The sequence below is a fragment of the Bacteroides sp. OM08-11 genome, from assembly GCF_003438665.1.
Lineage (GTDB): Bacteria > Bacteroidota > Bacteroidia > Bacteroidales > Bacteroidaceae > Bacteroides > Bacteroides cutis.
Genome location: NZ_QSTJ01000010.1, coordinates 38962 through 64154 on the forward strand (window position 1 = coordinate 38962; position 25193 = coordinate 64154).

Below are 25193 nucleotides of genomic sequence, written 5' to 3' on the forward strand. Positions count from 1 at the left end.
GTCATTACTTTGAGATTTGGTTATCTTTTGCCTTATTCTCAGGAGCAACTTTCTTATTCAGAGAGTCCTCTTGCTGTTTTTCCTCTTCATCAGGAATAGCCGCTTGAGCACGTACTTTCATACCTGGAGTGAGTTTATGGAAACCCTCCGTTACCACTTGTTCTCCGGCTGCCAGACCACGTTCCACTACCCAGTTATTACCAAATTCAGGTCCCAATTCAATAAAACGTTTCTCCACAATAGAGTCACGGCGCATTACAAAGATATAAGCACCTCCCTTTTCTATGGTAACCGCTTTCTGAGGTACGGAAATTGCATCTTCACGTACATCAAGTAGTAACTTGACTTTGGTAAACTGTCCCGGCAACAGTACACTGTTCGGATTAGGCATCTCGGCTCGTACGGAGAAAGTACCTGTTTGCGGGTCAACCTGCGGTTCTGCAAAATCTACATAACCTTTATACGGATAGACAGTATTGTCTGCTAAAGTAATTGTAATATTCGGTTGCCAGGAACGCGTAGTGTCTTGACGCCCAATCTCGATATTACGTTCCTTACTTTTCAAATAGTCTAGTGCTGTCATACTGAAATCTACCAAGACAGTATCACTTTTCACTACAGTAGCCAATAAAGATTTGGCTCCGGGACCTACCAGTGTTCCCAAGTCAACATTTCTCTCACTGATATTCCCCGATAAAGGAGAACGTACCAGAGTATAACCCAACTCTAATTCAGCCTGATCCAAGTCAGCTTGACTCATAGCGACAGAAGCCTCAGCTGTTTCATATGCTGCCTGCGCATTATCCAAATCAAGTTGACTAGCGGCATTCTGTGCATACAAAGGACGAATACGTTCCAAGTCACGCTTAGCTTTCAAGGCTTGCGCTTCATCTTTTTTCAACTGTGCACGGGCTTTGTCGGCTTTCGCGCGATATTGATCCTGATTGATAACAAACAATACCTGATTTTTCGTCACATACTTACCCTCTGCAAAAAGCATACTTTCCAAATAACCTTCTACCCGTGCACGTACTTCTACAAATTGTTGCGCACGAATACGCCCCACGTATTCACCATATATTTCAACATCTCCCGTTTCGGTAGACTCCACTATTACAGTGGGAACTTCGGGCTGAACTTTCTTAGGCCATGTCAGAATAATATATCCCGCAAGTAATACAGCCATACAGGCAATCATGATAATCACCCTTTTTCTTTTTAATTCTAATTCTTTCTTAGTAAAAAATAGTCTCATGCTTGTTTGTTTATTAAATTTAACCCTGTTTTTTTCTATAAAACAAATCAGGTGCCAAAATGTCGTCCAAAATATCTTTTTTTTCTTTCAACTCATTAGCTGTCAGCGTCAAATTGTTATATGTAAATAAATAATTCTACATTTAATTCCACACTCTTCATGTAGAATTCCTCCACAAACTGTAGAATAATTCCACAAACGATCCTTTCCTGATTTAAATTGACTCGAAGTGAATTTCAAATGTGCAACAAAGGTAGAGTTTTTTAGACATTTCAAAATCATCCTTCTCAAATACTTCTTACAGGATCTTACCTATAAAAAGAGTAATCTATTTGTAAAATCCGCCTTTTACTTTACGAGTCAACCTTTTAGGTAAGATGAGCCCTATCCTCATTAAAAACACATAAAATCTTATTTTTACTCTATATTCAAATAGAAAAACACTATCTTTACCGAAAAATAATTCAATTTATTCACTTAAAAAGTAAAGATTATGGCAAGTAGAAAAGTATTGAAGAAGAATGTCAATTATATTGCAGGCGAATTATTCACAGAGTGTCTTGTATATAGTAAGTATGTACCTGGGATCGACAAAAATAAAGCTGACGAGCTGATGGGCGAAATTTTAAAAACACAGGATGAATTTGTGAGTCGTATCAGCCATACTGAACCAGGAAATGTAAAAGGTTACTACAAAAAATTCCGTTCTGATTTCAATGCAAAAGTGGAAGAAATTATTGATGCTTTGAGCAAATTGAAATAAGAATGAAAAAAAAACTATATAGCTTTATTTATTATCGCCTGTTAGGATGGAAAACCAATATAACGGTGCCAAATTATGATAAGTGTGTTATCTGTGCGGCACCCCACACTTCTAATTGGGATTTATTTATCGGTAAACTCTTTTATGGAGCCATTGGACGAAAAACCAGTTTTATGATGAAAAAGGAATGGTTTTTCTTTCCTTTGGGATTAATTTTCAAAGCAGTGGGAGGAATACCGGTAGACAGGGCTCGTAAGACTTCTTTAGTAGATCAGATGGCTGCAAGATTTACCCAAAGTAAACAATTTCATCTTGCCATCACTCCGGAAGGAACTCGTAAAGCTAATCCGAACTGGAAGAAAGGTTTTTATTTCATCGCCTTGAAAGCGAAAGTACCCATCATGTTAATCGGTATCGATTATCCAACTAAAACCATTACTTCTACCAAAGCGATGATCCCCACAGGAGATTTTGAAAAGGATATACATGAAATAAAACTTTATTTTAAAAACTTTCATGGAAAAAACCCTGAAAATTTTTCTATCGGAACTTTTTAAAAAAGTAGTCGGTAGCAACTGCTTATTACAATGAACCAACTACGCATCAGTATTCTGCAAACGGATATTGTTTGGGAAAATAAACAGGACAACCTCCGTCATCTCCACGAAAAACTAAAAAGACTTCGCGGAAAGACGGAGATTGTTGTTTTACCGGAAACCTTTTCTACAGGTTTCAGTATGAATACCTGTCATTTGGCAGAACCTATTACAGGTGAAACAATCACTACTTTGCGTCAATGGGCAACAGATTACCAACTTGCAATAACCGGAAGTTATATTGCTTGCGAAGAGAGTTCTGTACCCGATATATCTTCTTCCTATTATAACCGTGCCTTTTTCCTTACTCCCGAAGGTGACGCTCATTTTTACGATAAACGGCATCTGTTTCGCATGGGCAGTGAAACTGAACATTTCACAGCCGGTAACCGACGTCTTATTATTCCTTACCGAGGGTGGAATATACTTTTGCTCGTATGTTACGATTTACGTTTTCCTGTTTGGAGCCGTAATGTAAATAATGAATATGATCTTCTGATTTATGTCGCCAACTGGCCTGTTTCCCGACGAAAAGCCTGGGATATCCTGTTACAGGCGCGTGCAATAGAAAATATGAGCTATGTTTGTGGCGTTAACCGTATCGGTATGGACAATAACCATTTTCAACATAGTGGAGGCAGTGTAATCTATTCTCCTAAAGGTGAACTCCTTGCCCACGTACCGGACAATGAAGAAGGAATTTCTACTACTATCCTCGAACTTTCTGTATTGACAGAATTCAGGAAGAAATTTCCTATATGGAAAGATGCGGATGTCTTTACCCTTTTCAAATCATAAAAAATCTATTTTACTATGGGACAAGCTGAAACTAAACACCGTATAGCTGTCAAGCTATTCTTTTTTTTACTGACACTCTATGTTTTGTCTTCCTGTTCAAGCAGTAGAAAAGATATTATTCCTTCGGTCGAATATGCTCCTTATGTAAGTGCATATACCGGAGGTGTTATCTCACAAAACTCGAATATACGTATAGAGCTGAGTCACGACCAGCCCATGGTAGATTTAAACAATGAATTGAAGAAGAATCCATTTAGTTTTTCTCCTTCTTTGAAAGGTAAAGCTTACTGGGTCAGTAACAACACCATTGAGTTTCTTCCCGAAGAAGGATCTCTGGAACCGGGAGAACTTTATGAAGGGACTTTCCAATTAGGAGATTTCGTGGAAGTGGACAGTCGACTAAAAGAGTTCAAGTTCTCGTTTCGGGTACAAGCAAGTAACTTTACCTTACAAACAGAAGCACTTTCACAAACAGATGCCAAGCCCAACAAAGTAGACATAAAAGGAGAAATACGTTTCAGCGACATTGTAAAGAAAGAAAACGTAGAGAAAATCTTATCTGTTACTAACAGTAAAGGAGATAAATTCCCTTTTACTGTTACCGCAACTGACAACTCGACACAATACCTGTTCGAAATTAATGATATTCCCCGAATAAATGAAGATTATCAGTTGGCAATAGCAGCAGATGGAAGTTCCATCGGTATCAATTGGAAACAGAATGTAAATATACTGATCCCGGCTCGGAATAGTTTCCGCTTTCTATCTGCCAAACGCATTGAACAGCCGGAGAATGGAATTGAAGTGGTATTTTCTTCGCCCATCTCCACTACACAAGATCTGAAGGGATTAATTGAAATACCAGAAGTCACAAATTCCGCCATTCAGGTAAAAGACAATAAGGTATATGTTTATTTTGAAGCCAATCAACTGAATAAAATCACTCTGAATATACATGAAGGTATAAAAGACAGCAAAGACCAAACATTAGGTGTTCCGCATACCATTTCATTCAGTGAAATCAATCTGAAACCGGAAGTTAAAATGTTGACTTCTTCTGCTATCTTACCTAATTCTCAAAATCTTATCATCCCATTTCAGGCAGTCAACCTGTATGCAGTAGATTTAAGTGTCATCCGTATCTTTGAAAATAATATACTGATGTTTATGCAGACTAATACGCTGGCATCTGCCAATGAACTGAGACGAGCCGGTAGATTAGTCTATAAAAAAACACTATGGTTGGCCAAAGACAAAACCAAAGACATTCATCATTGGGAAAATTATTCCATAGACCTTGCGGGACTGATTAATCAGGAACCAGGTGCTATTTATCGTATTATCCTTACCTTTCGGCAAGAATATTCCGCTTATCCTTGCGGAAACACGAACGATCAGAATATGAAATTTGCGGATAATGCAACTTCAAATGGTTTGACCAAAGTCAGTGGGAACATCATTTCGGAAGAAGAAGAAGCTTCCTGGGATATTCCACAAAGTTATTTCTATTATAATGGTGGAGTACAAATGGACTGGAGCCAGTATGACTGGAGAAAACGCAATAATCCATGCCATCCATCCTATTATATGAATTCCGACCGAGCAGTTTCCTGTAACGTATTTGCCTCCAATATAGGAATGATCGTCAAACGAAACTCGTTAAACAAACTATGGATTACAGTAAACAATATTTTGGATACCAATCCCATAGAAGAAGCTAAAATAACCGTTTACAACTTTCAGTTGCAACCCATTGGAACGGGAAAAACAAATTATGAAGGATTTGCGGAAATAACTTCTAAAGGTATTCCGTTTATCGTAGTTGCCGAATCGGAAAAGCAGAAAGCATATGTCAGAGTTGCCGATGGTGAAGAACAGTCCGTCAGTCGTTTCGATGTAGGCGGCAAGGAAATTCAAAAAGGCTTAAAAGGGTTTATTTATGGTGAGAGAGGCGTTTGGAGACCAGGGGATACATTACATGTCTCCTTTATCCTGGAAGATAGAGAAAAGAGAATACCGGACAAACATCCTGTAGCTTTGGAAATCTACAATCCCAAAGGGCAGTTCTATACCAAAATGATTTCCACACAAAGTACGAATGGATTTTATACGTTCGATGTGCCAACACAACCGGAAGATCCGACAGGTCTTTGGAATGCATATGTAAAAGTTGGCGGAACCACTTTCCACAAAAGTCTGCGTATAGAGACTGTAAAACCTAACCGATTGAAAATTAACCTGAAATTACCACAAAATATTATTCAGGCCTCAGCAAAGGAAATACCTGTGACACTTTCTTCTGCCTGGCTGACAGGAGCTAACGCTTCGCATCTCAAGGCAAAGGTAGAAATGTCCCTATCGAAAGTTAACACACAATTTAAGAAGTATAGTAAATATACCTTTAATGATCCGAATACAGAATTTACCACCGTAAAAACAGATGTATTCAACGGCATCCTGGACGATGAAGGAAAAACGACTTTTATGTGGAAGCTTCCAAATGCCGCCAATGCGCCAGGTATGCTTAACGCTACACTTACCACTCGTGTGTTCGAACCGGGAGGGGATGCCAGTATCTATATACAAACTGTACCCTACTCTCCACTATCATCGTATGTCGGAATCAATTTGAATGAACCGGAAGGACGATACATCGAAACAGATAAAGATCACCGGTTTGACATCGTTACCGTTAATGATAAAGGTCAACCAATCAATCGTTCCAATCTGGAATACAAGGTCTATCGTATAGATTGGAGTTGGTGGTGGGAAAACCGTGAAGAATCATTCGGTACTTATATAAACAGCAGTTCAATCACTCCAATTGCCAGTGGTAATTTACGAACTGTCGGTGGAAAAGCTAATTTCAGATTACGTATCAACTATCCGGATTGGGGACGTTATCTGGTATATGTAAAAGATAAAGAGAGTGGTCATGCCACGGGGGGTACTGTATATATCGATTGGCCCGAATGGAGAGGACGTTCCAACAAGACGGATCCAAGCGGAATCAAAATGCTTACTTTCTCACTGGACAAAGACTCTTATGAGATTGGAGAAACAGCCACAGCCATTATCCCCGCTGCCGCGGGAGGACGGGCACTTGTTTCTCTTGAAAATGGTTCTACCATACTAAAACGTGAATGGATTGAAGTCGGAACTCAGGGCGATACCAAATATTCGTTTAAAGTTACCCCTGATATGACTCCGAACGTATATCTGCATATCAGCTTACTACAACCACACGTACAGACTATAAATGACTTACCAATTCGCATGTACGGTGTCATGCCGGTAATGGTTACCAATAAACAAACAGTATTGCAACCGCAAATCCAACTACCAGAAGTATTACGGCCGGAAACAAACTTCAATGTCACCATCAGTGAAAAAAACGGTAAGCCCATGACTTATACATTGGCTATTGTGGACGATGGTCTATTGGACCTCACCAACTACAAAACCCCTGACCCATGGAATGAATTCTATGCCCGCGAAGCATTGGGTATCCGTACCTGGGACATGTATGATGATGTTTTGGGAGCTTCTGCCGGTCGTTATACTTCCTTATTCAGTACAGGAGGCGACGAGATGCTGAAACCTGCCGACGCTAAAGCGAACCGTTTTAAACCAGTAGTTAAATTTATAGGTCCTTTCTATATAGGTAAAGGAAAGCAGCAGACACACACGCTGAAGTTACCCATGTATGTAGGTTCCGTACGTACCATGGTTGTCGCCGGTCAAGACGGAGCATACGGCAAAACAGAAAAGAATTCATTTGTACGTACTCCTCTGATGTTATTATCTACCTTACCTCGCGTTCTAAGTACCCAAGAAGAAATTACCGTACCGGTAAATATCTTCGCTATGGAAAAAGAAGTGAAGAATGCAACCGTTTCCATCCAAGTTTCCGGAGGTGGCATACAAGTAGTTGGTAACGCCAGACAGTCCGTCACTTTCAACCAACCGGGCGATAAACTGATATCCTTCAAGATAAAAACCAGTAATAAAACCGGAAAAGCAACAGTTCATTTAACTGCCTCCGGTGGAGGACAACAAGTTAGAGAGATCATTGAAATAGAAGTCCGTAACCCTAACCCTACTGTAACACTTCGTAACAACCAGTGGGTGGAAGCAGGACAAAGCGCAACTCTATCTTATAACCTGCAAGGTACCACTCCTGGGAATAGCAGTGTGCAACTTGAAGTATCCCGCATACCTTCAGTAGATATCACCCGACGTTTCGATTTTCTCTATAATTATCAGCATAATTGTTCAGAACAGTTGACTTCCAAAGCACTACCACTATTGTTTATCAATCAGCTCAAAATTGTAGACAACAAAGAAGCTGAAAAGATAAAAGTAAACGTACAGGAAGGAATACGCCGGCTTTATGGCCGTCAACTTCCTAATGGCGGATTTGTATACTGGCCCGGTGATGCTGTTGCCAATGAATGGATCACATCCTATGCCGGAATGTTCCTTGTCCTTGCTCAAGAAAAAGGATATGCCGTCAACCAGAATGTATTGAATAAATGGAAACGTTTCCAGCGTGCCGCTGCACAGAACTGGCGAATGCCTCAGCAAGAAAGTGAATGGATACAGTGGCAATCTGATTTACAACAAACATTCAGGCTCTATACCTTGGCATTGGCGGGTACGCCTGAATATGGAACAATGAATCGGATGAAGGAGCAACCGGGCTTATCCATGCAAGCCAAATGGAGACTTGCCGCAACCTATGCATTGACAGGTAAAATGAGACCTGCCGGGGAACTGATTTATAACATTGAAACTACCGTAAAACCGTATTCTTCAAATAATTTCATTTATGGTTCATCCAACCGTGATGAAGCAATGATTTTGGAAACCTTGATACTGATGAATCGCGAGCAAGCAGCTTTGCAGCAAGCGAAAAAGATTTCACAGAATTTATCTCGGGAAGACTGGTTCAGTACCCAGTCCACAGCTTTTGCTTTAATGGCTATGGGACGTCTGGCAGAGAAGCTTTCCGGTACTCTGAATTTTACATGGAACTGGAATGGGAAACAACAACCGGCTGTAAAATCAGCTAAAGCTGTATTTGAAGAAACCCTATCCACTACGCCCCTAAAAGGTAATGTTATTCTAAAAAATGAGGGTAAAGGTATATTAGAATTGAATATTATTACACGTATGCAGTTACTGAATGATACACTGCCCACGATGAGTAACAATCTTCGGATTGAAGTAAAATATACAGATTTGAACGGTTCCCCGATTTCTGTTGAAAACATTAAGCAAGGAACAGATTTTATGGCAATGATTGTAGTAAGTAATACCAGTGGTACTACCGATTACAGTAATCTGGCATTGACACATATCATACCATCCGGATGGGAGATTTACAATGACAGAATTATGGTTCCAGAAGTTATTTCCACCCAGAACTATACATTTCAGGATATTCGGGACGACCGTGTACTGACTTATTTCGACCTGCAACGTGGTGAGTCAAAGAAATTCATCATCAGAATACAAGCTACGTATGCAGGAAATTTTGTACTGCCGGCTATCCAGTGCGAAGCCATGTATGATTCATCCGCACAAGCGCGAACAAAGGCAGGAAGAACAACTGTGAGTCAATAATGCAAAGATTTCTATATAAAATAAAGAAATATATCAATCAGCTGCCTATTACCGGAAAAGCAGTACTCATCCTCCTTACTTTTCTGGTAATGGCTTACATTTTTTGTCTCCCTAAACAGTTATTCCACGTATCTTACTCTACCGTCGTTGCCGACCGGAATGGCGAACTTCTGGGAGCACGTATTGCATCCGACGGACAATGGCGTTTTCCTCCCCGTACCACTACTCCAGAGAAAATCAGGCAATGCCTGGTCACTTTTGAAGACAAACATTTCTACCACCATTGGGGAATTAATCCGTTATCCACCGGTAGAGCTATTTACCAAAATCTGAAAAACAAACATATCATAAGTGGAGGTAGTACCCTTACCATGCAAACCATTCGCCTGGCAAGAAATAAGCCCAGAACTTTCGGAGAAAAGTTCATTGAAATGATTTTAGCTACCCGGCTTGAATTTCGTGCGTCTAAAGAAGAAATTTTATCCATGTATATATCACATGCCCCATTCGGCGGAAATGTCGTAGGACTAGACGCAGCAGCATGGCGTTATTTCGGACATCCGGCAGAAGAACTATCGTGGGCAGAATCCGCAATGCTGGCTGTTCTACCGAATGCTCCTTCCATGATACATCTTTCAAAAGGACGTAAAGCGCTACTTGATAAACGAAACCGGCTTTTAAAACAGTTGCATGAAAAAGGAACAATCAATACCTCCACTTATGAATTGGCTATAAGTGAGCCACTTCCCGTCCAACCTCATCCACTACCTCATATTGCGCCACATCTGGTCAGCCGTTTTTATCAGGAACGAAACGGGCAATATTCATTATCGGCCATTAACAAGAGTCTCCAAATCCAAATAGAAAGCCTGGCCGAACGTTGGAGTAATGAATTCAGCAAGAGCGATATACGAAATCTGGCAATTCTGGTAATCGATATTGAAACTAATCAGGTAATAGCTTATTGTGGAAATGTCCATTTTGAACAGAAACAAACAGGCAATCAAGTAGACGTTATTCAAGCTCCTAGAAGTACAGGAAGTATCTTGAAGCCATTCCTCTATTATGCCATGTTGCAGGAAGGCAGTCTATTGCCGCAAATGTTATTGCCGGATATTCCCATTAACATCAATGGTTTCACTCCCCAGAATTTCAGCCTGCAATTTGAAGGAGCTGTCCCCGCATCAAAAGCATTGGCACGTTCCCTAAATATCCCTGCCGTAACCATGTTACAAAAATATGGTGTCCCCAAATTCTACAGTTTCCTCAAACAAATTGGTTTGAAGACATTGAACCGACCAGCTTCTCACTACGGCCTATCTCTCATCTTAGGAGGTGCGGAAGCCACTCTGTGGGATATTACAAACGCATACGCCAATATGGGACGTAGCCTACTGAAACTTCCACAAAGTACCTGTGACATACTACTCTCCGATGAGACGACACAAACAACAGACTTGTTTCAACCAGGTGCTGTATGGCAAACCTTTGATGCTTTGATAGAAGTCAACCGGCCTGAAGAAATAGACTGGAAATCCATTCCTTCCATGCATCCCGTTGCCTGGAAAACCGGTACGAGTTACGGTTTCCGTGACGCTTGGGCAGTAGGTGTAACTCCCCGTTATGCCATAGGGGTATGGGTAGGCAATGCTACCGGAGAAGGAAAACCTGGACTAGTCGGTGCACGCACGGCAGGACCGGTACTGTTTGATACATTCAATCTGTTACCTTCCTCGCCTAAATGGTTTGAACGTCCTTCGGGTATCTTCGTTGAATCGGAAATATGCCGTCAATCCGGACATCTGAAGAGTCGATTCTGTGAAAAAACCGATACTATATTGATACTCCCCTCAGGATTAAAAACAGAAGTATGCCCCTATCACCATCTCATCACTCTGTCGGCAAACGGTACTCATCGTGTCTATGAAAATTGTGCCAATACCGAACCTATCATTCAGAAATCATGGTTCATCCTACCTCCTGTATGGGAATGGTACTACAAACAACATCACCCTGAATATACTCCCCTACCTCCTTTCAAATCCGATTGTGGAGAAGATGCTCTACAAATCATGCAATTTATCTATCCACCCATGAATGCCCGTATCATTTTACCCAAGTTATTGGATGGCAGTAAGGGAATTTTCACTGCAGAACTAGCTCATAGTAACCCCAACACCACCATCTTTTGGCATCTCGACGAAACCTATCTCACTCTGACACAAGATTTTCACAAAATATCCCTACAACCTGTTCCCGGACAACATTCCCTCACTGCGGTGGATAGTGAAGGGAATTCCATTTCCACCACTTTCTACGTAGAATAAATCCCCAAACCAAGACTCTTTAAACATCGAACGTTCATTTTTAGAGTATTTAATAAAAATACCTAAAAGAGAGGAGTGCATATTACCTAAAAAGTGACTATTTTTGTCCTTCGAAACGATGTCGAAATGACAGTATGATTAATTTTATAACTCTAACCCCTAAATCCTATGTTGACTCAACTTATCAACGCTCGTATTCTGACCCCTCAAGGTTGGCTCAAAGATGGTTCTGTACTTATAAGAGACGGAAAAATTTTGGAAGTAACCAATTGTGATCTCGCCGTTATCGGTGCACAACTGATTGATGTAAAAGGTATGTATGTACTCCCCGGTGGTGTAGAAATACATGTACACGGCGGTGGAGGACGCGATTTTATGGAATGTACCGAAGATGCTTTCCGTGGAGCCGTCAAGACCCACATGAAATATGGAACAACCAGTATCTTCCCCACACTGTCTTCATCTACCGTACCCATGATTGAACAAGCTGCAGAAACTTGTACTCGACTGATGGCAGAAAAAGACAGTCCGATACTCGGTCTCCACTTGGAAGGCCACTATCTGAACATGGCTATGGCAGGCGGACAACTTCCCGAAAATATCAAGAATCCTGACCCGAACGAATACATCCCTATTGTAGAGAACCTGCATTGTATCAAGCGATGGGATGCAGCCCCCGAACTACCGGGAGCTATGCAATTCGGTAAATACATCACAGCCAAAGGTATTCTGGCATCTGTCGCACATACACAAGCAGAATTTGAGGATATCCGTACGGCATACGAAGCCGGATATACTCACGCCACTCACTTCTACAACGCTATGCCCGGTTTCCACAAACGCCGTGAGTATAAATATGAAGGAACAGTAGAAAGTATCTATTTGATGGACGATATGACGGTAGAAGTCGTTGCCGATGGTATCCATGTACCACCCACCATCCTGAGACTGGTATATAAAATAAAAGGTGTAGAACGTATGTGTGCTATCACTGATGCTTTAGCTTGCGCCGCAAGCGACAGTAAAGAAGCTTTTGACCCACGTGTCATCATTGAAGATGGAGTATGTAAACTTGCCGACCACTCCGCACTGGCAGGTAGTGTTGCAACCATGGATCGTCTGATACGCACTATGGTACAAAAAGCTGACATTCCATTGGCAGATGCAGCACGTATGGTTTCAGAAACTCCGGCACGTATCATGGGAGTATTCGACCGTAAAGGTTCTTTGCAAAAAGGTAAAGATGCCGATATCATCGTAATGGACGAAGATCTGAACGTAAGAGCAGTATGGGCAATGGGAAATTTAGTACCGGAAACCAATACTTTATCATAAAATATACTTCAACATTATACAAGTGAACTTTGTTTTACGTATTTTTGTTAAGTTTTAATGAGCGAACGCTTTAATCATTTATTAATACCAATAAAACGTATGAAAACCAATCTTAGTTCTCAAATTACTCTCAACAGAGTATCCCCCAGGTATTATAGACCTGAGAACGCTTTTGAGCGGTCTGTACTGACACGGCTCGAAAAAATTCCGACAGATATCTATGAAACCCCTGAAGAAGGTGCCAACCAAATTGCTCTCGACATTGCACAACTAATTCGAGACAAACAAAAAGCCGGACGTTTCTGCGTACTGGCATTAGCAGGCGGTAATTCTCCACGCAATGTATATGCAGCATTGGTACGCATGCATCAGGAAGAAGGTTTAAGTTTCCGTAATGTGGTTGTATTCAACCTTTATGAATATTATCCTTTGGCTCCCAACGCTGTCAACAGTAATCTGAATGCATTGAAAGAAATGCTGCTCGATCATGTGGATATCGACATGCAGAATGTATTCAGTCCGAACGGTACCATTGCCAAAGATGCTATTTTCGAATATTGCCGTCTGTACGAGCAACGTATCGAAAGCTTCGGTGGCCTGGACATTGCCTTGTTGGGTATTGGACGTGTAGGTAATATCGGCTTCAACGAACCGGGTTCCCGTCTGAATTCTACTACTCACCTGATCTTGCTAGATAACGATTCGCGTAACGAAGCATCCAAAATTTTCGGTAACATTGACAATACCCCTATCAGTTCCATCACAATGGGTGTGGCTACTATCCTTTCTGCAAAAAAAGTATACTTGTTGGCATGGGGCGAAGAAAAAGCCAAAATGGTAAAAGAGTGCGTGGAGGGTCCTGTAACAAATACTATTCCTGCATCTTATCTGCAAACTCACAACAATGCACATATCGCCATCGACTTATCGGCATCTGCCAACCTGACGCGAATTCAACGTCCCTGGCTGGTAACTTCTTGTGAGTGGAACGACAAATTGATACGTAGTGCTATTGTTTGGCTGTGCCAATTGACGGGTAAACCGATCTTGAAGTTGACCAACAAAGACTATAACGAAAATGGTTTGAGTGAACTGTTGGCACTTTTCGGTTCTGCTTATAATGTGAATATCAAGATTTTCAATGATTTGCAACATACCATCACAGGTTGGCCGGGTGGTAAACCGAACGCTGACGATACTTATCGTCCCGAACGTGCGAAACCGTATCCGAAACGTGTCATTGTATTCTCCCCACATCCTGATGACGATGTAATTTCCATGGGTGGTACTATCCGTCGTCTGGTAGAACAGAAACATGATGTACATGTAGCCTATGAGACTTCCGGTAACATTGCTGTAGGTGATGAAGAAGTAATCCGTTTCCTACACTTCATTAATGGTTTTAACCAAATCTTCAATAACAGCGAAGACCAGGTTATCAACGATAAATACACAGAAATCCGCAAGTATCTCAAGGAAAAGAAAGACGGAGATATGGATAGCCGCGATATCCTTACTATTAAAGGATTGATCCGCCGTGGTGAAGCACGAACTGCTTGTACGTACAACAATATTCCGTTGGATCATGTACATTTCCTTGACCTGCCGTTTTACGAAACAGGCAAAATTCAGAAAAATCCTATTAGCGAAGCCGATGTAGAAATTGTACGCAACCTGTTGCGCGAAGTGAAACCCCACCAAATCTTTGTAGCCGGTGACCTTGCCGACCCGCACGGCACACACCGTGTTTGTACAGATGCCGTATTTGCAGCTGTCGACCTTGAAAAAGAAGAAGGTGCAAAATGGCTGAAAGATTGCCGTATTTGGATGTATCGTGGCGCATGGGCAGAATGGGAAATCGAGAACATCGAAATGGCTGTGCCTATCAGTCCTGAAGAATTGCGTGCTAAACGTAACTCCATCCTGAAACATCAGTCACAGATGGAAAGTGCTCCGTTCCTGGGCAATGACGAACGTTTGTTCTGGCAACGTAGTGAAGACCGTAACCGCGGTACAGCTGCATTATATGACAGCCTTGGTCTGGCATCTTACGAGGCAATGGAAGCTTTCGTAGAATATATTCCGTTGTAAAGTTTACTAAATAGAAATAAGAAGAGTGGGAAGCGCATAACTTCCCACTCTTTTTTTAGCTATTTTTGTCCGGTCATCATGAGAACTTTGAATTATGAAAAAATGTATATATCTTATTGTAATATTATTCTCCTTTTTTTCAGAAAAAGCGATATCCCAGGAAATAGAGCAGAATGTGGAAGAACGGTTACAAACTTTCTTCAAAAAACATACCGTTTCCACAGTCAATACAGGAACTTGCCGTTTGGATAGTTTCCGTATAGACTTTCAGAAAAAAAAGATATATATTTATGCAAGTGAACAATTAAGCTATCAGCCTCATCGCCCGGAAAGCGTCGATAACCTCTATCATAATATCAGATTATTGCTTCCCGGCCCTGTGAACTACTTTAATATCGCAGTGTTCACCGGAGGAAAAACCATTGAGGAGCTTATACCCAATATATACAGAAAAGGCAAGAAAGACAAAGAGCGTCTTTTCACAGACTTAAATTATAAAGGTACTCCGTGGGTAACTCGTATTTCCCGTCCATACGAAATATCTCGTGGACTGGAAGGACGCCACATAGCCGTGTGGCAAAGTCATGGAAAATATTATATTAATAATAAAAATAAATGGGGCTGGCAGCGTCCCCGACTGTTTTGTACAACCGAAGACCTGTTTACCCAGTCGTTCATTATCCCCTATCTGATTCCGATGCTTGAAAATGCCGGTGCCAACGTCTTTACTCCTCGTGAGCGAGACACTCAGAAACAGGAAGTGATTGTTGACAATGACGGAAATCTGGACCGGGACAGCGGACAAGGTTCTTTCTACCTTGAAGTAAAAAGTCGGAAATCACAATGGGCATCCACAGGCAAACCCGGTTTTGCACAGCGTAAACATATCTACGAAGACGGAGATACCCCCTTTCTTGACGGTACAGCACGCTTTACCAATACCGAAAAAAAGAAAGACAAGGCATTTGCCGAATGGGTACCCGATATACCCAAAACAGGAGAATATGCTGTATATGTATCCTATCAGAGTATGCCGAACAGTGTAAGTGATGCCAAATACCTCGTCTTTCACAATGGTGGTGTGACGGAATTTAAGGTAAACCAGCGTATCGGAGGTGGTACGTGGGTATACCTCGGAACGTTTACTTTCGACAAAGGAAGAAATGACTACGGCATGGTAGTACTGAGCAATGAAAGTAAAGAAAAAGGTGTGGTCTGTGCAGATGCTGTCCGCTTCGGTGGGGGAATGGGGAATATCGCTCGTGGTGGACAAACCAGCGGACTTCCCCGTTATCTGGAAGGAGCACGTTATTCCGCCCAATGGGCAGGCATGCCTTATTCCGTATATGCCGGATATAAAGGAAAAGATGATATTTCAGATGATATCAACACACGTTCGCGTATGGTAAACTATCTGGCAGGTGGATCTATATTCAATCCTACTGAACAAGGGTTGGGAGTTCCATTTGAAATGAGCATGGCGTTACACAGCGATGCCGGTGTCAAAACCGACGACCGGATAGTAGGTACACTCGGCATTTATACCACCGACTTTAACAACGGGCAATTGACCACAGGAAAAGACCGCTATGCTTCACGTGACCTTTCCGATATCTTAATGACCCAATTGGAACACGATATCCGTTCTACCTATAATATCGACTGGACACGTCGTAGTATGTGGAACCGTAACTACAGCGAAACACGCCTGCCTTCCGTGGCTTCTACCATTGTAGAGTTACTGTCTCATCAAAATTTTGCAGACATGCAACTGGGACACGACCCTAACTTCAAATTCACTGTAGGACGTGCACTCTATAAAGCCATCTTGCAATATATATCTACCCAACACGGTAAAGATTATATAGTCCAACCTCTCCCCGTCAGCCATTTTGCCATCCATTTCGGTAAAAAGAAAAATACACTTGAACTCTCTTGGAAAGGCGAAAACGATCCATTGGAGCCCACCGCACAACCTCGTGAATACATTGTCTATACACGCATTGGCCGTGGAGGGTTTGATAATGGAGTACGTGTCAGTAATCCGTTCCACAGTGTAAAAATAGAACCGGGTATCGTTTACTCCTTTAAAGTAACCGCCGTGAACCGTGGAGGAGAAAGTTTTCCCTCTGAAATTCTCGCAGCCTATAAGGCGAAACATGAAAAAGAACGTGTACTCATCGTCAACGGTTTCGACCGTATCAGCGGTCCGGCAATTGTAAACACTCCTGATTTGGCAGGATTTGACCTGACACAAGATCCCGGTGTACCTTATCTCTACGACCTCTCCCTCTGTGGTACTCAGCAAAACTTCAACCGTAAAGAAGCAGGAAAGGGTTTAGGCGATAGCAACAATGAATATGAAGGAATGAAAATCATTGGAAATACATTTGATTACCCTTTTATTCATGGTAAAGCCATACAAGCAACGGGTGGCTATAGTTTCGTATCGTGCAGTGACGAAGCCGTAGAAACCGGAATAATCTCTTTGGAAGGATATCCGATAGTGGACTACATACTCGGCCTGGAGAAAGAAGATATCATCAATATTCCTTCCCGCCGGAACTTTTATAAAACATTCTCCTCTCCGATGCAACGGATATTAACCTCTTATTGCCGATCAGGAGGCAGCCTCCTGGTCAGTGGCGCTTATACGGGCAGTGACATGAACAGTTCGCAAGGCGACCGTGAATTTATCCGGAATATCTTGAAGTACCGTTATGGCAATACTTTGCAAAAAAACGGAAAAGACATTGCCATCCAAGGTCTGGGACATACATTCAGCATTCTCCGCTTACCTAACGAACAAGCTTATCCCGTCACAGCTCCGGACTGTATTCTGCCTACGGAAACGGCATTTTCCGTGATGACCTATACCGATGGAAATCTATCTGCCGCCATAGCCTATCGCGGTAGCGACTACCGTACTTTCATCATGGGATTTCCCTTTGAAAGTATCAAAGAAGAAACTGCCAGAAACACCATCATGGCATCTGTTTTACAGTTCCTCACCACAAATTAACCAGATACGTACAAATAAAAATAACAATCCCAATAAATAATCTATGTAAATCAGTGTAACCTGTAATGAAAAAACTTATCTTTGTTCCAACAGAGACCATTAATCGTTAAACATTAAAACATCAATATCATGTACACTATACAAACTAACCCCAGCGGAACCCGTAGTTTAGAAATATCAGAAGAAAACCTTGCCACTATCGAGAAGTATGGACTTTTTCGCCACCTCATCGACAGTAACGGTATCGTAGATGAAACTGTGCTCGACAAACTGAAACTGAATATCCGCTCTCTCATTGCCACCCAAGAGGAAGACAGCAAGGATCTGCTCGACCTCTGTATTGACGTGGTCTATCATAACAACATGAAAGCGTTCGGATTGCAACAACTCATCAAGCTCTATCTGCAATGGCTTTCCCAACAAGAAACCATAGAAGAAGAAAATAAATGAAAACCATCAATACGTGTGGACAAAAGCATTACAGCCCTCTCATCCCTGCCGTCAAAGCTATATGTCAAGCCGGAAAGGGTGAGAAGCTGGAAATCATTATGGACAATGCAACCGCTTTCAATGACCTGAAAGAATATCTTGCCGAACAGCATATCGGTTTCCGTGAGATTTATGACGGCGAACAGATGACGGTACAGTTCACCATGATTTAATGATTGGCGATTAGTGATTTACTCATTAATTGCCTATCTTTGCAGCCATGAAAGAATATCGACTGACAGATTGGTTGCCTACAACCAAAAAAGAAGTAGAATTGCGTGGTTGGAATGAATTGGACGTTATCCTGTTTAGTGGTGACGCATATGTAGACCATCCATCTTTCGGCGCTGCTGTTATCGGACGTATCCTTGAAGCAGAAGGATTACGCGTTGCTATTGTCCCCCAACCCAACTGGCGCGATGATTTACGCGACTTCAAGAAGTTGGGACGTCCCCGCCTTTTTTTTGGTGTCAGTGCCGGTTGCATGGACAGTATGGTTAATAAATATACTGCCAACAAACGTCTGCGCAGTGATGATGCCTATACTCCGGATGCCCGCCCCGATATGAGACCTGAATATCCTTCCATTGTTTATACTCAAATCCTAAAGAAGCTTTACCCGGATGTACCCGTCATTTTAGGGGGTATAGAGGCGAGTATGCGACGATTGACGCATTATGATTATTGGCAAGACCGAGTACGTCCAAGTATTCTGGTTGACAGCAGAGCCGATTTGTTGATTTACGGTATGGGAGAAAAACCGGTTGTAGCGCTTGCAGAAGGATTGAAGTCTGCGGAAGTTCATATTCCCCCAAAAAGCTTTAAAGAGCTTGTTACCAATATTCCACAAATGGTTTATCTTGAAAAGGAAGTTGTTCCCCAAGAAGGAGATATTACACTTTTCTCTCATGAAGAATGTTTGAAAGACAAAAAAAAAGAAGCTGCAAACTTTCGTCATATCGAGGAAGAAAGCAATAAATATGCGGCATCACGTATTTTACAGAAAGTAGGTACACAGACCGTTGTGGTAAATCCACCGTATCCTCCACTGACGGAAGCGGAACTCGATCGCTCATTCGACTTGCCCTATACCCGCCTTCCCCATCCTAAATACAAAGGAAAGCGTATTCCGGCTTACGACATGATAAAATTCTCCGTCAATCTTCATCGAGGATGTTTCGGAGGATGTGCTTTCTGTACCATATCCGCGCATCAGGGCAAGTTTATTGTAAGTCGTAGCAAGGAGAGTGTGCTGAAAGAGGTGAAAGCTGTCATGGAACTACCCGACTTCAAAGGTTATCTGAGTGACTTGGGAGGTCCCTCAGCCAACATGTACCAGATGAAAGGAAAAGATGAAGCACTCTGCAAAAGATGCAAACGTCCGTCGTGCATCCATCCCAAAGTATGTCCCAACTTGAATGCAGACCATCGTCCTCTGCTCGATATCTATCATGCCGTAGATGCATTGCCCGGTATCAAGAAATCATTTATCGGCAGTGGCGTACGCTATGACTTACTTTTACACCAATGTAAAGACCCCAAAGTAAATCAAAGTACCGCCGAATATACCCGTGAACTCATAACCCGCCACGTCAGTGGCCGCCTGAAAGTAGCTCCCGAACATACATCAGATCGAGTACTCAACCTCATGCGTAAACCTCCCTTCAGCCAATTCGGAGAGTTCAAGAAAATATTCGACCGTATCAATCGCGAAGAAGGCTTGCGACAGCAACTCATTCCCTACTTCATCAGCAGTCATCCCGGCTGCAAGGAAGAAGACATGGCAGAGCTTGCCGTCATCACCAAACGTTTGGATTTCCACTTGGAACAAGTACAAGACTTCACCCCTACTCCAATGACAGTTGCCACCGAAGCCTGGTATACCGGTTATCACCCCTACACGCTGGAACCTGTTTTCAGCGCCAAGACGCAACGGGAAAAGCTGGCGCAGCGCCAATTCTTTTTCTGGTACAAGCCGGAGGAACGAAAGAACATTATCAATGAACTGAGACGAATTGGCAGACAGGACCTGATCGACAAACTATATGGAAAACGATAACATGAAACGTCTCATCACTTTTTCTGTCTTCATCCTCACTTTCTGTGGAATGAACATACAAGCGCAAAGCGAATGTTTACCTCAAAAGTACAGCATCATCTTCGGTGGTGGATTGTCTCTACCATACGTAGAGGGAAACCGGAATGACTTTTTCAATAAAAACGGTAACCGGGTAGGTTATGACCTGATGACGGAAGGACGATACTACTTCCTCCCGAACTTTGCCGTGGGAGTTCAATATGATTATCTACGTATGGCGATCATATTGTCATGATTTCCTTAATAACCTCCGTCAACTTCACAAAATCGGCAGGATAAACGTCACCTATATTTCCGATACGGAAAGTATCGGCTTGTGAAATTTTACCCGGATAGATAACAAATCCTCTGGCTTTCAATTTCAGATAAAACTCCTTGAAGTTGAAGCCGGAAGAAGGATAATAGAAAGAGGTGATAACAGGAGATTGCTGATCATCAGAGAGTAGGGTCTTGTAACCCAAAGCGCGCATACCTTTCACCAGTATGCGATGATTTTCGCAGTAGCGGGCGTAACGTGCTTTCACACCACCTTCGGCCTTCAGTTCACTCAACGCCTGCATAAAAGCCCGTACTACATGGGTAGGCGAAGTAAAACGCCATTTACCACATCCCTTTTCCATAACTTCCCATTGATCGTAGAGGTCAAGTGAAAGTGAGCGGGCTACACCTTTACATTGTTCCAACAACGAACGGCGCGCAATGATAAAGCCAAATCCTGGTACTCCCTGAATACACTTGTTGGCGCTACTAATCATAAAATCGATACCCGATCGGGCCATGTCTATAGGTACACCACCGAAACTACTCATGGCATCTACAATCAGTACCTTACCGTGAGATTTTACCACAGCGGCAATCTCCTCAAGAGGATTAAGTACACCAGTGGTTGTTTCACAATGTACCACAGAAACGTGAGTAACCTCGGGATGTTTTTTCAGATAAGTGTCAATCTTCATAGCATCCACCGGTTCGGTTTCCTCAAACTTCATCACGTGGCAATCGATGTGATAGTATTCGGAAATCACCCCCATACGCTTACCGTAAGCACCGTTGGCAGCTACAAGTAGTTTATCCGTAGAGCGTACAACAGAGCCAAGAGTAGCTTCCACACAAAAACTTCCGCTACCCTGCATCAATACAGCGGTATACTCTTCAGGGCAACTTGTGGCAATCTCCACCAATTCTTTACGGATTACTTCCACAATATCCAGATTATAGTCTTCATCCCAAGTACACCAGTCACTCATCATGGCTTGTTTTACAGTATCGGTAGTTGTCAAAGGGCCGGGAGTCAAAAGTAAATAAGGTCTCATATTGATAATATTTAGTGATTAATGTTAATGATGATTTTCACAATGCCATGCGCTCATTGATATCCTCAATCAGCATCGGGAGTTCGGCTATGGTATCCACCACATAGTCGGCACCGGCAGCATACATACGATCACGTACTTTTGCCATACGGCATTTCAGTTCGCCCATAGACAGGTTACGGGTTTCCTCTTCACTCAGTCCCAGTTCGTTACTCCCCATCACCACCCCCACACTCCATACACCGGCATTCACGCCTTCACGGATATCGGCAATAGTGTCTCCGTACTTCAATACGGAAAACCGGGAAGGCACATCAAGCAGGCACATGTTCTGATAAATCATATAAGGTTTGGGACGGCCACCGGGCAAATGATCCGATGTGACACATGTATCAGTCTTGTATCCTTTTTTCTCCGCTATGGGAATTACCACATCCATCATACTCTTGGTATATCCGGTGGTAGATCCTATCTTGATGCCTTTGGTGCGCAGACCGGCAATCACTTCCACCACACCCGGAATAGGATTGCTATAGCCTTCCAAAGTCGCGAACAACACATCTTGGAAACGTTTATAGCATTCCCGCACATCGTTTTCATCAGGGGTACGCCCGTATTTCCGATGGAACTCCTCTGCTACACGCTCAATGGCGAAAAGGGCCCGGATTTCCTCAATCTTAGTCAGTCCCATATGAGCACGTGTTTCGGCAGGAGTCACATTCACTCCCATCTGCTTGAAACTTTCCACGAAAGCCGCTACCGGTGCAAAACATCCATAATCGACGGCAGTACCTGCCCAGTCCATTATCACACATTCTATTTTCTTCATATTGCTATTGTTTATGTTACCCATTCTTGTAAAACTGAAATCTATCATATCGTAGGATTTAAAGTTAATAATTCGTTATAGTTATCCGTGCCGGATATTTTTTTCCGCGTATCGCCCATCCGTTTAGCCTGCACCACATAGATGGCAGATGCCACGAAAGCAATGCAACAGATCACACCCACAAAGACACTCATTTCGTTATAGAATACCGCCCAATCCACATCTGGAGCCTTCAACTCTTTGAAAAGCAGCAATGCCAATGTACCCACATAACCGATGAAGTCGATGGTGATGATGAAGAACCCCACATTCCCCTTCACCTTGAAACAAGCGATGAACCGTTCAAAGAAGATAGTCTGAAAACTGAGATATGCTATATCTATACAAAGCGTTTGCAGAAAGAGCCACAAGGTGGTGGAGATCTGTACTTGTCCGGTACCCAACAAAGCCAATATACCCGTACCTACTGTAGAAAGTCCCAGCAATAGACAGAGCACTTTCAGATGATTACCACAGAAAGCAAGCAACGCAAACGTACCCAGCAACACAAGAGTAGCGATAGCATCGAGCTTGGCAAAAAGCCAGGAAGAAATAGCACTCACATCAATGATACAGACAATAAAATCTTCTTTGATGTCGCGCTGGACAGTAAGCATCAGATTGGCGATAAAGAGTAAAAGTAACAACGGCATATATTGCCTGAACAGTTTCCACCGTTGCTGTCCATTGAGGGTAACCCGCTCGGAACGTGCAGCGATGTCAACAGCCGTAGGACGTGGGAACTTGGTCATCATCCACCCCATGAAGCAAAGCAAAGGGAAAGCCAAAGCACCGACCAAAGCAGGCATCCAAAACTCGCTTACATGAAGTTGGTTCAACGCATAGAGTCCCATACTCTTGGCTACACCCGAGCTGAGTGCCATGCTCACCCCCATGATACTTGCCAAAATATCGGTAGTGCGCCGCCCTTCAAGGAAACTGAATATCACACCCCACATACATCCTAAAGAAAGACCATTGAAAAAGAGCGCTATTATATTATAAGGTACAGGTAGTAATCCGAATGCCAGCAACGACGCTTCGGACAAGGCTGCCGAGCCAATGATGAACTTCAACCGGTTTTGCGGTTTCAACTCTGAGATGAACTTAATGCCGAACAACTTCGCACATACGTAACCGATGAGTTGGATGATACTTACTATAATTTTATAGTCCATACCGGCAATCTGCAATCCTTCAAATTCGGCAGCGGTAAATGGTTTACGTAAAGCATAAACCAACGAATAAGACAAAAGTGCTGTTCCCCCCATCCAAAGAATAAAAACCCATTCCGGTGTATGTTCTCCAGCCATTCTGCATTGCGCCACTGTTTTGCCCCCTATCTGTTTATTCGGTGATAAATTCATATTCTACTTCGTTTTTTTGACGGGACAAAAGTAAGGAGGCCTTATGAAGCAAAAAATGAATAAAACAGGAATAATAAATGCGAAATAATTCAGAAATATTCATGCAATTGTAATGTAACACGTCCCCTAAGGAGAAGAAAACACATTTTTTACAAAAAGTAAGATACAGAAATTTGGGTATCGGAAAAGAAAAGTAATTTTGCCATTCATTAATGGACATAGAAGCATGAACGAATTGAAAGAAATCTACGACCGTATTACCTTCTTACGCAAAAAGGGAGTAAAGATGAAAGAGATGGCCGAACAGACCCAACTCACTCCCAGTGTACTTTCCGCCATGTATTCCACTGTGTTCCCCACCTATTTCAAGAATGTGGAAAAAGGGATGGATGAAGATGATGCCTTGGACAATGCCCTGATATGGGTGAATAACCTGTCGAAAAAGAAGTTCCTGGGTTCTCTTCCACAAATGAAGCAGAAACTTTTCTCCATAGACCTGACGGTAAAAGAACAGCCGGACGGACGAAATCCTTTCCTTGATGAACTGGAGCAAAACTCCCGCCGAAGTGTGAACCACATCGCCAATTACAGCGGTATTTATACCAGCTATAGCCTATCTTCCAGTACCAATGACCTGAAGATAGAACCTTATCTCATTGCTCCCGCCGAAAACGGAAATTACATTGAGGTGGGACATACCAACGCCCATGGTACCACTCATTGGGGGTTCGGAATGATGAACGGCATGAGCCATCTTTACCTGGCTTTCAACGAAAGCCAATCACCCCAACTCTCGATGTTCAACATCTGCCTAAAACTACCCTTGTTCGACCGTCCGCCCTTTTTGCGTGGCATCTATCAATGTTTCGACTACAATTTCAATCCCATAGCCCGCCGCATCCTTCTGGTAAAGCAAACCGACGATACCGATCACCAGAAATTCCTGCAACAACAAGGTGTATTGAAGCCATACGAGGAACTGGACGAAACCGAATTGCTCTATTACAACTACACTTGCCGCGAGGGTGACGTAATTCGTATGTGTAATATCCCTACCCCAAGAATGAACAGTGATGATCTGGCTCTGGAAAAGAAAATCCTGGAGCTGACCGGTTGTAAATAAATCAGACACAATCAAAACAACCCTCTCCCGCACCAATCCCTATAAATCAATTACCGGAAAAGGCAGGAAGAGGGTCCACTCATAAAAACCTGTTAAGGTGTATCTGCCTTGAAGCAAGTC

Annotated in this window: 16 protein-coding genes and 1 pseudogene; 13 read left to right on the plus strand and 4 right to left on the minus strand. The window is 42.5% G+C overall.

Features of this window, described 5'->3' with window-relative positions:
* Positions 1–4: 4 nt before the first annotated feature.
* Entirely contained in the window at positions 5–1255 is a 1251-nt protein-coding gene (locus tag DXC10_RS15300; protein WP_101545353.1) for an efflux RND transporter periplasmic adaptor subunit, read from the minus strand.
* Between the two features lie 493 nt (positions 1256–1748).
* Here DXC10_RS15300 and DXC10_RS15305 point away from each other — a divergent pair, with 493 nt between their 5' ends.
* The 12 genes and pseudogenes from DXC10_RS15305 to DXC10_RS15360 form a co-directional block, all read left to right on the plus strand.
* A complete protein-coding gene (locus DXC10_RS15305) occupies positions 1749–2018 on the plus strand; it encodes a hypothetical protein (protein WP_101545351.1) in 270 nt (89 codons plus the stop codon).
* Between the two features lie 2 nt (positions 2019–2020).
* The gene (locus DXC10_RS15310; protein WP_101545349.1) at positions 2021–2575 is read left to right on the plus strand and encodes a 1-acyl-sn-glycerol-3-phosphate acyltransferase; all 555 of its coding nucleotides are present in this window, start codon (positions 2021–2023) and stop codon (positions 2573–2575) included.
* Between the two features lie 30 nt (positions 2576–2605).
* On the plus strand, positions 2606–3412 hold the full coding sequence (locus DXC10_RS15315) for an amidohydrolase (RefSeq protein ID WP_101545347.1): 807 nt from the start codon (positions 2606–2608) through the stop codon (positions 3410–3412).
* Between the two features lie 15 nt (positions 3413–3427).
* Complete coding sequence (locus DXC10_RS15320; RefSeq protein WP_101545345.1) at positions 3428–9040, plus strand: alpha-2-macroglobulin; 5613 nt, start codon at positions 3428–3430, stop codon at positions 9038–9040.
* Positions 9040–11367 carry a penicillin-binding protein 1C gene (gene pbpC, locus DXC10_RS15325; RefSeq protein ID WP_101545343.1) on the plus strand — a complete coding sequence of 776 codons (2328 nt, stop codon included), beginning with the start codon at positions 9040–9042 and terminating at the stop codon, positions 11365–11367. The genes DXC10_RS15320 and pbpC overlap by 1 nt, the downstream gene beginning before the upstream one ends.
* Positions 11368–11535: 168 nt before the next feature.
* Positions 11536–12702 (plus strand): N-acetylglucosamine-6-phosphate deacetylase, encoded by a 1167-nt coding sequence (gene nagA / locus DXC10_RS15330; protein ID WP_101545341.1) that lies wholly within the window; start codon positions 11536–11538, stop codon positions 12700–12702.
* A 99-nt stretch (positions 12703–12801) separates the two neighbouring features.
* The gene (locus DXC10_RS15335; protein ID WP_117738360.1) at positions 12802–14793 is read left to right on the plus strand and encodes a glucosamine-6-phosphate deaminase; all 1992 of its coding nucleotides are present in this window, start codon (positions 12802–12804) and stop codon (positions 14791–14793) included.
* 94 nt (positions 14794–14887) lie between these two features.
* On the plus strand, positions 14888–17815 hold the full coding sequence (locus tag DXC10_RS15340) for a xanthan lyase (RefSeq protein WP_101545338.1): 2928 nt from the start codon (positions 14888–14890) through the stop codon (positions 17813–17815).
* Between the two features lie 129 nt (positions 17816–17944).
* Positions 17945–18265, plus strand: coding sequence for a hypothetical protein (locus tag DXC10_RS15345; RefSeq protein ID WP_101545336.1), 321 nt, complete (start codon positions 17945–17947; stop codon positions 18263–18265).
* A complete protein-coding gene (locus DXC10_RS15350) occupies positions 18262–18477 on the plus strand; it encodes a sulfurtransferase TusA family protein (RefSeq protein WP_101545333.1) in 216 nt (71 codons plus the stop codon). The genes DXC10_RS15345 and DXC10_RS15350 overlap by 4 nt, the downstream gene beginning before the upstream one ends.
* A 47-nt stretch (positions 18478–18524) precedes the next feature.
* Positions 18525–20363, plus strand: a complete 1839-nt coding sequence (locus DXC10_RS15355; protein WP_117738345.1) for a YgiQ family radical SAM protein — start codon at positions 18525–18527, stop codon at positions 20361–20363.
* Position 20364: 1 nt separating this feature from the next.
* Positions 20365–20622: pseudogene (locus DXC10_RS15360) on the plus strand (hypothetical protein); the annotation flags it as partial.
* Between the two features lies 1 nt (position 20623).
* Here the strand turns inward: DXC10_RS15360 and phnW are convergent.
* Genes phnW through DXC10_RS15375 form a run of 3 tightly spaced genes read right to left on the minus strand, consistent with a single transcriptional unit; the run spans position 20624 to position 23896 of the window.
* Positions 20624–21715, minus strand: coding sequence for a 2-aminoethylphosphonate--pyruvate transaminase (gene phnW, locus DXC10_RS15365; protein WP_117738347.1), 1092 nt, complete (start codon positions 21713–21715; stop codon positions 20624–20626).
* Positions 21716–21752: 37 nt separating this feature from the next.
* On the minus strand, positions 21753–22544 hold the full coding sequence (phnX, locus tag DXC10_RS15370; RefSeq protein ID WP_101545538.1) for a phosphonoacetaldehyde hydrolase: 792 nt from the start codon (positions 22542–22544) through the stop codon (positions 21753–21755).
* A 44-nt stretch (positions 22545–22588) separates the two neighbouring features.
* The gene (locus DXC10_RS15375; RefSeq protein ID WP_233519991.1) at positions 22589–23896 is read right to left on the minus strand and encodes a DUF5690 family protein; all 1308 of its coding nucleotides are present in this window, start codon (positions 23894–23896) and stop codon (positions 22589–22591) included.
* Between the two features lie 280 nt (positions 23897–24176).
* Between DXC10_RS15375 and DXC10_RS15380 the strand changes: the two genes are divergently transcribed.
* Positions 24177–25073 carry a hypothetical protein gene (locus DXC10_RS15380; protein WP_101545325.1) on the plus strand — a complete coding sequence of 299 codons (897 nt, stop codon included), beginning with the start codon at positions 24177–24179 and terminating at the stop codon, positions 25071–25073.
* Positions 25074–25193: the final 120 nt, after the last annotated feature.